Source organism: Paenibacillus nitricinens (genome assembly GCF_052056485.1).
GTDB classification, from domain to species: domain Bacteria; phylum Bacillota; class Bacilli; order Paenibacillales; family Paenibacillaceae; genus Paenibacillus_AQ; species Paenibacillus_AQ nitricinens.
On sequence record NZ_CP183948.1, the window covers coordinates 1702238 to 1714112 of the forward strand.

At 47.7% G+C, this 11875-nt stretch carries 5 protein-coding genes; 4 read left to right on the plus strand and 1 reads right to left on the minus strand.

The annotated features are described in order from the left end of the window. The first annotated feature begins 18 nt into the window (after positions 1-18). The 4 genes from ACN6KS_RS07605 to ACN6KS_RS07620 all read left to right on the plus strand — a co-directional run bounded on the left by ACN6KS_RS07605 (position 19) and on the right by ACN6KS_RS07620 (position 10760). On the plus strand, positions 19-7986 hold the full coding sequence (locus ACN6KS_RS07605; protein ID WP_440961719.1) for a polysaccharide lyase family 8 super-sandwich domain-containing protein: 7968 nt from the start codon (positions 19-21) through the stop codon (positions 7984-7986). Positions 7987-8147: 161 nt separating this feature from the next. Continuing rightward, entirely contained in the window at positions 8148-8855 is a 708-nt protein-coding gene (locus ACN6KS_RS07610; protein ID WP_094876856.1) for a DUF421 domain-containing protein, read from the plus strand. 108 nt (positions 8856-8963) lie between these two features. Further along, complete coding sequence (locus ACN6KS_RS07615) at positions 8964-10460, plus strand: alpha-N-arabinofuranosidase (RefSeq protein WP_440961720.1); 1497 nt, start codon at positions 8964-8966, stop codon at positions 10458-10460. Between the two features lie 12 nt (positions 10461-10472). Then, positions 10473-10760, plus strand: coding sequence for a hypothetical protein (locus ACN6KS_RS07620; protein WP_440961721.1), 288 nt, complete (start codon positions 10473-10475; stop codon positions 10758-10760). Between the two features lie 148 nt (positions 10761-10908). Here the strand turns inward: ACN6KS_RS07620 and ACN6KS_RS07625 are convergent, their stop codons facing one another. Next, positions 10909-11817 (minus strand): ArsR/SmtB family transcription factor, encoded by a 909-nt coding sequence (locus ACN6KS_RS07625; RefSeq protein ID WP_440961722.1) that lies wholly within the window; start codon positions 11815-11817, stop codon positions 10909-10911. Between the last annotated feature and the right edge of the window lie 58 nt (positions 11818-11875).

Genomic DNA, 11875 nt, shown 5'->3' on the forward strand with positions numbered 1-11875 from the left:
AAAGATTGGGGTGAACAAATGCGGAAATCAAGTCTGGTTTTAGTGTTAGTTCTCATGGTTGATCTTTTTTCTTCATGCGTAGGAATTCATTACAACGCTGATGGTAAAGCCTCAGCGGCTGCATCAAATCTCATGCTTAACGGAAGCTTTGAGAATACAACGACAACCCTGGATTCAACCTGGACAGGGGTTACAGACGCTGCTCCGGTGGGCTGGAGCTTATGGGTCCCTACAGGTAGCGGGAAAGGCACGAATAAAACAGCGAATATCAAGATAGACGCTGGCACTGCGCATGAAGGAACCCGGTCCATGCTGTTTGATGCCTTTGCCACAAGCAGGATTTCCATCAATCAGGGGGTAACTTCGGTTATCCCCGGTAAATCCTACAGACTTAAAGTCTGGCTAAAGACGGACAACGTCACTGGGCAGGGAGCCTACTTTAGAACACAGTATTACAATACTGCCAAAGTGGGAGATGGACCTTCTTCTCCCAAAATAACAGGCACACAGGACTGGAGTATGCAGCAAGTACTTTTAACTATGCCGGCTAATGCGACGAAGCTTGTCATCGAGCCTTTTTTGGAGACTGGAAAAGGAAAGCTTTGGATAGATGATATCCTATTGGAGGAATATGCGGGTCTTACGGGTATTGCGCTGGACCGGACGGCCTTCTCTATGGTCAAAGGGGACACCGTTGCACTTCTGCCGACATTATCTCCATTAACGGCGGTGGATAAAACGGTAGTGTGGACTTCAAGCAATCCAGAAGCTGCGACTGTGGATGCATTTGGTAATGTAACGGGTACGGGGATCGGATCTTCGACCATCAAGATTGCCACGCCGGATGGTAGCCTCGCAGCCGAATGTCTGGTTACTGTTGAAGCTCCTGACACGATACAGGCCTATAAAAAACTGAGGCTGAAATGGTATGACCGATTAAGTGGTGGCCAATACGATGGGAATGATCCTGATATCGCTGCCAGTATAAATGCTCAGGCTGTGACGGCTGCTGCATTTTGGGAGAGTATGAACAAATCCTCCGGCCGCACCTCCTTGTGGAGTGATACCGCGAGCACTACAGATTCACAGTTTATTACAAGCGCTTACAATCGCTTGAAGACTATGGCATTGGCCTATTCTGTGGAGGGCTCGGAGCTTTATGGCAGCAGCGTTTTGGCCAATGATATTGTAAGCGCAATCAATTGGATGTACACCAACCGTTATAATCCGGGAAAAAGTGCTTATGGGAACTGGTGGGACTGGGAGATCGGCACGCCGCAGGTTGTAAATGATCTTATGGTGCTCATGTATGACCATCTGACGCCGCAGCAAATCAATCAGTATCTTGCGGCTATTGATGCCTTCTGCCCGGATCCCAGAGTAGGGTCGGTGCTTGGCGTCAAAGGCACAAAGATGACGGGAGCAAACCTGCTGGATAAAGCGCTTGTGGTCACGGTAAGAGGCGTGATTGGCAACAACAGCGCGAAGATCATTCAGGGCCGTGATTCCATTGGCTCCGAGTATGTGTACACAACCCATGGAGATGGTGTATATAAGGATGGTTCGCTCGTTCAGCATAATAATATTGCCTATACGGGAGGTTATGGTTCGGTCTGGCTCAAAGGGACGGCTGATATGTCTTATCTGCTGACCGATTCTCCATGGCCAATAACGGACCCGAATGTTCTGAACATTTACGAATGGGTGGCTCAGACTTACGAGCCGGTGATCTACAACGGTCAATTTATGGATTCGGTAAATGGTAGAGGTATTTCTAGAAAAGGGAGCGGCAGCGCAAGGGGGTTAATTGTCACCCTGCTGCGGATGGCTGAAACTGCTCCGGACAATATTGCAGTATCCATTAAGCAAGCCTCAAAAGAATGGATCTCAGCGAATATGGCATCCGGCAATTATTATGAAGGGTTGTCGCTTGCCGATATAACGATTGTAAAAAAGCTGATGAATGACGGGAAGATCCATCCAAGAGGAGCTCTTATTAAGAATCAGGTATTCGCCGGCATGGATCGGGTAGTTCATCTGCGAGAAGGTTACGGCTTCGGCTTGAGTCTGTTCTCGAATCGCATCTCGGCGTTTGAGAAAGGGAACAACGAGAACCTGAAAGGTTGGTATACGGGGATTGGGATGACCTATTTATATGATCAGGATCTGGCTCAATACCGCAATGACTTCTGGCCTACCGTCAATTCCTACCGCTTGCCTGGCACGACAACGGATGGATCTGGGCAAGGGATGGTACCTGTGGAATGGAAAAGCTACATGAATCCCAAAACCTGGGTGGGTGGATCGTCGCTGGAAGGCCTTTACGGTGCAGCCGGTATGGATTTCTCACTCTCGCAAGTGACCGGCAGCGATTTGCAGGGCAAGAAATCCTGGTTCATGTTCGATGACGAGATTGTGGCGCTTGGTTCGGGAATTTCCAAAACAACTGCCGGCCCGCAGTCTGTTGAGACGATTATCGATAACCGGATGCTGAACGAAGTGGGAAACAACAAACTTGTAATCAACGGAGCTGTAGAACCGTCACAGACGGGATGGTCAGAGACATTGAAGAATGTTCAATGGGCCCATCTGAAGGGGAATGTGCCAGGTTCCGACATTGGCTACTATTTCCCTGAAGCTCCAAGTATTCGGGCGCAACGCGAGTCTAGAACTGGCAGTTGGAAAGAGATTAATGCTTCTCAATCCGATGCTCCCATTACGCGCAACTATTTAAGCCTGGCAGTTGAGCATGGGGATACGCCTACGAATGACTCATACAGTTATGTTCTGTTGCCTAATCGTGACATTTCAGGTACTGAGGGTTACAGTGGAAACCCGGATATCGAAGTGCTGCGCAATACAGAGGATGCGCATGCGGTCAGAGAGAAGAAGCTGGGCATAACCGCCGCTAATTTCTGGAATCCAGGAACGGTAGATTTCATCAAGGCGCGCAATCCGGCTTCCGTGATGATTCGGCAGATCGATCAGGAGCTTGTAGTTTCGGTGTCTGATCCTACACAGTCACAAAATCAATTGTCCCTGGAACTGGATATACCGGGATTGACACTGCTCAGCAAAGACAGCAAGACAGATGTGATGCAGGCTTCGGGAAATACTGTTATTACGGTGGATGTGAAGGATTCTATAGGGGCTACACATGCATTGAAATTTAAGATTACTGAAGGAGAGGCTCCAAAAGACGAATATGATGAGCTTCGTGGAAGATGGGTGGAGTATTTGACCGGAGGGCAATCCTTCAACCCGAATCATCCGGACATTGCCAAGTCCATAAAGATTTTATCAGATAAGATTAGCAATCAGGAGCAAACTGGATTCTGGGATACGATGAACAAGCAAATGAACCGTACTTATTTATGGAGTGATAAGCCGGGCAGCACAGCGGATGCTTTTGATACGGCCGCCTCTTATAATCGGTTGAAGGATATGGCTATTGCCTTTTCGACAACTGGCTCACCATTATACGAGAACAAGCAGCTGAAATCAGATATTCTGGACGGTTTAGATTTCCTATATGTGAATTGGTATAACGAAACCAAACTGGAGAAAGGCAATTGGTTCGAATGGGAGATCGGTATTCCGCTTGCAATGGGAGATACAATGGCCTTGATGTTCGAGTATTTGTCAGCCGATCAGATTAATAAATATACCAAAGCCATTGATAAGTTCTGTCCGGACCCAACCAAACGGACCAATCAGCCCTCGTTGATGGAAACCGGTGCGAATCGGCTGGATAAAGCACTGGCGGTGGTCCTGAGGGGCATTCATAATCGTGACAGCGCAAAGATCAAACAAGGACGGAATGCGGTTAGCCAGGTATTGCCCTATGTGACCCGCGGAGACGGCTTTTATGAGGACGGCTCCTTTATCCAGCATAATAATATTGCTTATACCGGCAGTTATGGGGCTGTATTGCTTGGCGATATGATGAAAATGATGACTCTGCTGACAGGGTCCTCCTGGCCGCTGACGGATGCCAATATGAAGAATGTATACAACTGGGTAACGGATTCTTATGAACCTCTTGTCTACAGAAAATTAATGATGGATATGGTGTTCGGCAGATCGATAGCTCGGGGCAACAGGCAGCTCGTGCCTTGGTCACATATTCTGCGGCTGGCCTCTTCCGCGCCACCGGAGCAAGCGGCCCGATTTAAATCGATGGTAAAGTATTGGTTTGAAGCCGATACGGTAGTAGAAAGTTATTACGAGGGTCTACGAGTAGCTGATGTTGTTCTGCTTCAGAGTCTTATGAATGATCCTGAGGTGCAGCCATCAGGAGACCTTACCGTGCATAAGCATTTCGCGGCTATGGACCGGATTGTCCACCATCGGCCTGGATATGCCTTTGGGATCAGCATGTCATCCGCCCGAATCGCCAACTATGAAGCTGGCACAGAGAACCTGAAGGGCTGGTATACAGGTGAAGGCATGACCTATCTGTATAACCAGGATCTGGATCAATATGCAGATGCATTCTGGCCAACCGTGAACGCTTACCGTCTGCCTGGGGTTACATCGGATGGGGCAACGCGCGGTGCAGGCAAGACCACATCTAAAACATGGGTGGGAGGATCATCCATAGACGGTCTTTACGGAGCGGCCGGCATGGATCTGGATCCGGATAACAGCACATTGTCCGGTAAAAAGTCCTGGTTCATGTTCGATGATGAAATCGTAGCGCTTGGTGCAGGCATTACAAGCACGGATAACCGCAAGGTGGAGACCATCGTAGATAACCGTAAGCTCAAGGCGAGCGGAGATAATGTACTTACGGTCAACGGAGAGGTTAAACCATCCGCGCTGGGCTGGTCTGAGTCAATGAATCAGGTGCATTGGGCACATCTTGAAGGCAATGTTCCTGGTTCAGGGATCGGTTATTATTTCCCTGATGCCCCAATGATAGACGGTCTGCGAGAGTCTCGGACTGGCGCATGGAAGGATATTAATCAAGGGGGATCCACGGAGCCGATTACGAGAAATTATGCCAGCCTGTCGATTGCTCAGGGAACGAATCCGGTGAATCAATCGTATTCGTATGTGCTGCTGCCGAATCAGGATGAAACGGCGACAGCGCGCTACAGCAGTAGTCCTGACATCGAAATTATAGCCAACACGGATAGTGTTCAAGCCGTCAAGGAACAGAAGCTGGGACTTACGGCTATGAACTTCTGGGTTCCGGGAATGATCGAATCCGTGCGTGCCAATCAGCCAGCTTCCATTATCGTCAAGGAGTCTGGAGATGAACTGACGATAGCCATTTCGGACCCGACACAGTCTCAAACCGTGGTGAATGTGGATGTCGGCAGAACCGCGCTGGAAGAGCTGATGAAAGATCCAACCGTGACGGTACTGCAGAGCTCGCCGAGGATCGAACTCGCTATCCATACGAGCGGATCTAAAGGGAAAAGCCATGTAGTCAAGTTCAGAATTGATCCGAATGCCGAGCCTTCCGAGCCCTCTGCTTCGGAACCAGATGAAGCGGCAATAACGAAGCTGTATGTTTCTGAAGATGCGTATGTCAATGGAGGATCGAAAGCTGCAGTCAATTATGGTTCGGTCAATTACTTGCAAATCAGAAATGGCAGCGGGGACACAGACAGAAGGGCTTATCTGAAATTCGATCTGAGTACATTTGTCGGCGAAGTTGGTTCTGTGAAGCTGAATGTGTTCGGAAAGACAAATGACGGGGCAGGCACTTTGTCCGATATTGGTATATTTGGAGTCCAAGATGATTCTTGGACAGAGGCAACGATAAATTACAATAATGCTCCAACAATCGGTACTCAAGCCGCGCTGCAGACTTTTTCCGGACCGGAGCAGTGGCGGCAGTTCGATATCACCTCATGGGTTGGTAAAGAGTTCCCTTCCGATCCGGTGATAAGCTTGGCGTTCAGGCAGGTAGGCTATAATCTCGCCACAGATATAAGAAGCCGCAAGAACGAGAATGGCAAATATGCTGCGAATCTGGAGATTCTGCCGAAAGATACAACACCTCCAGTCACGAAGGCGACTGTACTTGGAGAAGCAGGAGAAGGGGGCGCATTTAAGGGCAAAGTCAATATCACTTTTGATGTTACCGACCAATCCAATGGGGGGGCTGTTGGCTGGGGAGTCAAGCGGACGGAATACCGGCTCAACGGAGGTGCATGGAATGCGGTTACTCAGAGCGTATATATTGAGAACCCCGGAACCTTCAGCATTGATTATCGTTCGGTGGATAAGGCTGGCAATGTAGAGCCGTTCCGGCAGCTTCAGGTGACGGTCATGGAGCCTACAGAAAGAGTCTCAACGGCAATCAGCGGTCCGGCAATCCTGACTGTCGGGGAGACCGGAACGGCGGTTACTTCGGTTGTATACAGCGATGGCAGCCGTTATATAGTAACCGAAGGCATAATCTATGAGAGCAGCGATACTAACGTCGCAAGTATAGGCAAAGATGGCCATATTGAAGCAAAAGGCCCGGGTGTTTCGGTTATTTCATCCGTTTATGACAGCATGACCGCTTCCTATTCATTAAAGGTGTATGAACAGCCGCCGGAGCTTCTCTCCATTTCGTTAAGCGGTCCGACATCCTTGGAAACAGGGCAGAGTGGTACGGTGGTCACAACAGCAGTATATAGTGATGATAGCCGCCATACGGTAACCGAGGGTGTGATCTACGAGAGCAGTAACAGGAAGGTAGCCACAGTAACGGCAACAGGGCAGCTGCAAGCACTCGATCCGGGCATGACTGTGATTACTGCAAGTTACGGAGGACAGCAGAGCAGTCTGACGCTTCAGATTCTACAAACGGAAGACAATACTTCAACTGTTTCGAGTCCGCAACCACAAGTACCTTCCGTACCGGAGGAAACGGCGGGACGACTGCAACTAAATGCAGCCTCGTTGAACGATCTTTCGGCAGCAATTGTCTACAAGGGTAAATTGAGAATGCTAGTATTGCCGGGGATGGCAGCAGACATGCTGAACCAGAAGCCGCTTCGGGTAGAGGCTTCTAACTTCAATGTGACCCTTCCGGCAGTGGTGCTTCAACAATTGCAGGCTTTGGTTCCTGCGGAGCAATTGGCCGATAGCCAAATCCTTCTGGAGGCTTCCGAGGTAAATGGGGGAGCGAAGCAGAGAATACTAGCTAACGCGGAGCGGCAATCTGGTGCAGCATTGAACCAGGCAGGGGAGTTCCTTCTCTTTAACCTGTATATTGTCGCTGGTGACGGTACACGAAGCATACTTCACCCATTTGTTGAGCCCGTTACATTGGAGCTTAACATTTACCCTGAGGCAAAAAGGAATTTGCTCGGCGGCTATTATTTTCCGGAGTCCGGAAATATGGAGTATGCGGGTGGTTCCTGGCTGAAGGGCAAGGTGGCTCTGCACACCGAACACTTAGGCACATATGCCGTGCTGGAATATAACAAATCGTATGACGATATTCCTTCTGGACATTGGGTGGCGGCGGTTGTGAAAGAGCTGTCGGCCAAACATCTGATTCAAGGCGTCGGACCTCGGAATTTCGAGCCGAACCGATCAGTGACCCGTGCCGAATTTACAGCTATGCTGGTCCGCTTGCTAGGACTTGAAGCGAAAGGATCTACAGCATTTGCGGATGTATCTGCGGATCAGTGGTATGCGGGGGAAGTGGCGCGGGCTGTAGAGGCGGGGATAGTCCATGGGGTGAGTGAGACTCGCTTCGCCCCAGAAGCTCTTATTTCCCGCCAAGAAATGGCGGTCATGGTGATGCGAGCGTACGAATATGTCAGCGGGAGAAAGGTGGAGCCGAAGCCTGTAATCCAATTCGGTGACTTGCGTGCGGCTGCCTCATGGGCCCGTGAATCGATCAGCGCTGCCCAAGCCCTTGGACTTATCCAGGGACGAAGTGACCAGCAATTTGCTCCGGGAGGCTCAGCAACTCGAGCTGAGAGTGCAATGGTTCTACACAATCTTTTAGCAATTAAGACTGAAAATTAAGAATTGAAGCCAAGGCTTTGGGAAGGTTCAGTAGAACCATTCCAAAGCCCTTTTGGCGTTTAGAGAAATCTGCCGGTTTGGATGGACAAAGCTTTCGTTGAGGTTTCATTTCTACTCGGTTTGTGAATAATGGAGGATTGAATAGGAAGGGAGCATTAGAGATGCAAGAATATATGGATATAGTGCTGCGGGCTGTTGTTGCTATGATCATGCTCTTATTGACCGCTAAAATATTGGGCAAACAGACTATTTCTAATCTGACGTTCCACGATTTCGTGACAGGAATTATTTTAGGATCGATTGCATCGAATTTAGCATTTAATAAAGATCTGAAATCTTCGTATATGATCGTGGCCCTTCTAGTCGTTGTAGCCGTGTCTTTTTTATTTTCTGTTCTCGCTTTAAAGAATCGTAGAATGAGAAGCTGGATCTCAGGATCACCTACGGTACTTATCGAAAACGGGAAAATTCTTGAAGGGAATATGAAAAAAGTAAGGTATTCTTTAGACTCCTTGGATCAGGCGCTGAGGGAAAAAGAAATTTTTAATCTAGAGGTAGTAGAGTATGCCGTATTAGAAGATAACGGAATGGTATCCGTCTTAAAGAAACAAGAGTATCAATATGTTACTCGAAAAGATTTGAAGCTTCTTTCGGTTCCTCAGAGCTTTCCCGTTGAGTTAATTATGGATGGCGTTCTTATGGAAGAGAATCTTGAGAATAATGGACTGACCAAAGAATGGCTGGAGAACGAATTAAGACGGAAGGGGAAAAGGATCTCCGACGTATTTTACGGGGTAAGAGGAACGCAGCAGCAGCTTGTTTTTGACTACTATGAAGACGGGATAAAAGAACCTATTGATAAAGAATAATGTTTATTCAAATTGGAGATTGACGGATCGCTGAGGACCGCTCTATAATGTTTGTATAATTATTAATTAGTTAATAAAAATATAAATGTTGAAGGGCGGAGTTTATTTATGGCAGATCGCGCAATCCTTAACACAGACATTCGCAAAGGTACGATAAACAAAAATATTTATGGACACTTCTCTGAGCATCTAGGACGTTGTATTTATGAAGGCATTTGGGTCGGAGAAGATTCACCGATTCCTAACACTAAAGGTATACGTAATGATGTTGTGAAAGCGCTTAAAGAAATTCAGATTCCAGTGCTTCGCTGGCCGGGTGGATGTTTTGCAGATGAATATCATTGGAAAGATGGTATTGGCGATCGTGAAGTTCGTAAACGTATGATCAATACGCATTGGGGCGGCACGGTTGAGAACAACCATTTTGGTACACATGAATTTATGGAATTATGTGAGATGCTGGAATGTGAACCTTATATCAATGGTAATGTGGGCAGTGGTACGGTTCAAGAGATGTCCGAATGGGTAGAGTATTTAACCTTTGGCGGTGTCTCCCCGATGTCTGAGCTTCGCCAGCAGAACGGCCATCAAGAGCCTTGGGCCGTGACTTATTTTGGCGTCGGTAATGAGAACTGGGGCTGTGGCGGGAATATGCGTCCGGAATATTATGCAGATCTTTATCGCCAATATCAGACGTATGTACGTAATTATGGGGACAATCGTATTCACCGGATCGCTTGTGGTCCTAACGTGGATGATTATCACTGGATGGAAGTTCTGATGCGTGAAGCTACGCGCTTTATGGACTCGATTACTCTTCATTATTATACGATTCCTGGTCCAGCTTGGGAGGATAAAGGGGCAGCAACAGGCTTTGAAACTAGTGAGTGGTTTAGCACTTTAGAGAAGGCCCTTCGTATGGATGAGCTGATTACTAAACATGGCGTTATTATGGATAAATATGACCCAGATAAAAGAGTAGGCCTTATCGTTGACGAGTGGGGAACTTGGTACGATGTTGAGCCAGGCACGAACCCGGGATTCCTATATCAACAAAATTCGATTCGGGATGCCCTTGTAGCTGGCGTGACCCTGAATATTTTCCATAAACACAGTGACCGGGTACGGATGGCAAATATTGCGCAGACCATTAATGTGCTTCAAGCGGTGATTTTAACCGAAGGCGAAAAAATGCTGCTAACGCCTACCTATCATGTATTTAATATGTTCAAAGTCCATCAGGATGCTGAGTTGTTGGATTTAACAATCGATAGTGGGACTTACAGCTTTGAGGGCCGCGAGATTCCTGAAGTATCTGCTTCAGCTTCCGTCACTGACGCTGGGATCATTCATGTCAGTCTTTGCAACTTGAATCACGCTGCTTCAGCTGCGGTACCCCTTGAGCTACGTGGCCTTTCCGGGCAGAAGGTTGAAGTGACAGGCACTACGCTCACAGGTAACAAGATAGATGCTCATAATACATTTAACCAGCCGGATGCTGTTGTACCGCAAGCTTTTACAGCCTTTACACTTGAAGGTGATCTTCTTAATGTAGAGCTGGCTCCAATGTCAGTAACAGTGCTGGAGATTACGCCGAAGGCATAAGGTGGTGTTATCATGTCAACAACATCTGCATGCAAGGGGTGTCGCGACGATTATAAGGTTACCGAAGCACAGATAGAGCGTATCCTGTCATCATCCATGTTTAAGACAGAGCTTTGTGTTCCAGATAAGGTTTATGCTGAACGGATTTCTCTTTGCGGGACTTGTCCTAAGCTGCATGAGAATGTGACTTGCGTCGCTTGTGGTTGCATTATTCCCGTTGTAGCTAAGCTTAAGGAACGTAGCTGTCCGCTGCCTGGTGGCGGATTATGGGGACCCTTCATTGAACATGAAATAAGGTAAAATAAGAGCCGCATTCGACTCTCCAACGGGAGATGAATGCGGCTTTATTCATGAAATATAAGAAAGTATAAGTTTCACGCTATAGTTTAGATCTTATATTTTTCAAGAAACGGGTATCGTCTTTAAAAGACGACAACGTCGTTTCTTCTTAAGTATCTGTGTAGAACAGCTCAACGATTAGATCATCATTATAGTTGCCGAAGCCTTTGCCAAAAAGAGTAATGCCGCCAATATGCTCGGCCTCTTCATCGACGGAAAGCTTGAAAGTCCATTGCTTGTTGCGGATGTTCACTTGATCCAGCGTAACGTCGGACAATTTCAAGCCGTCCATAAACGTGCCTTTAGATGTAATGCGCAACTGCTTAAGAAGGCCGTATTGATTCGTGAGTGCTGGCCACCAAGCTGGCGTGTATTTACCGCGTCGATCTCCGTAGTCACCCGGACTTGTCCAGAATCCAAGCTGCACTCCGTTTAGTGTGAAGGTGATGTCGGAGGGCCAATTATTATTAATGGAAGGTGCTTCGGAGGCAATCTCCATCGTAATGATTAGCTCCTCGGGCTGTTGACTGAAGAGAAGGAAGTTAGGAATTTTATATTCGATATATCCTTTGCCGAACCAGAGAATACCAGCATTCATACGCTCGAGATCCCAGAAATAACGGGGATCATCAAAGCTGCCAATCACTTGCTCTGTAGTGGCGAGACCGCAGGTAGGCTCGATCATGAAGTCGGAATAATGTCCAACAGGAATCTCCTTGCGGTAGCTTTTGCGCTCATTAATTTGTCTGCCTGGAAAGGTAATCTCGGCACTTTCAGCAGCCAGCGTACAGATCTTTTGCAGACCACTTCGTCCAGGTGCCATATGTGTCTGGATAAGTCCTGCAGCTTCCAGCTTACGCACATGCATTGTCATAATGGCGCTGCTCAAATTTACTGCTGCGGCCAATTCCTTGACATTCATTGGGTTCTCGGCAAGCAAGCGCAGCAGGTGCAGACGAACTGAACTGGCTAAAGCTTCGTAGACGGGAAGGGATTCTTCCGACAGGTCAAGTTTCATAGATGGCCTCCAATTTAGTTCAAGACGTATAGTTAATGATTATATTATTTAAATGCTT

What these genes read in the sequence shown, in the direction of transcription:
- ACN6KS_RS07605 (WP_440961719.1), top strand. Translation starts at nt 19, where the DNA reads ATGCGGAAATCAAGTCTGGTTTTAGTGTTAGTTCTCATGGTTGATCTT.
- ACN6KS_RS07610 (WP_094876856.1), top strand. Translation starts at nt 8,148, where the DNA reads ATGCAAGAATATATGGATATAGTGCTGCGGGCTGTTGTTGCTATGATC.
- ACN6KS_RS07615 (WP_440961720.1), top strand. Translation starts at nt 8,964, where the DNA reads ATGGCAGATCGCGCAATCCTTAACACAGACATTCGCAAAGGTACGATA.
- ACN6KS_RS07620 (WP_440961721.1), top strand. Translation starts at nt 10,473, where the DNA reads ATGTCAACAACATCTGCATGCAAGGGGTGTCGCGACGATTATAAGGTT.
- ACN6KS_RS07625 (WP_440961722.1), bottom strand. Translation starts at nt 11,817, where the DNA reads ATGAAACTTGACCTGTCGGAAGAATCCCTTCCCGTCTACGAAGCTTTA.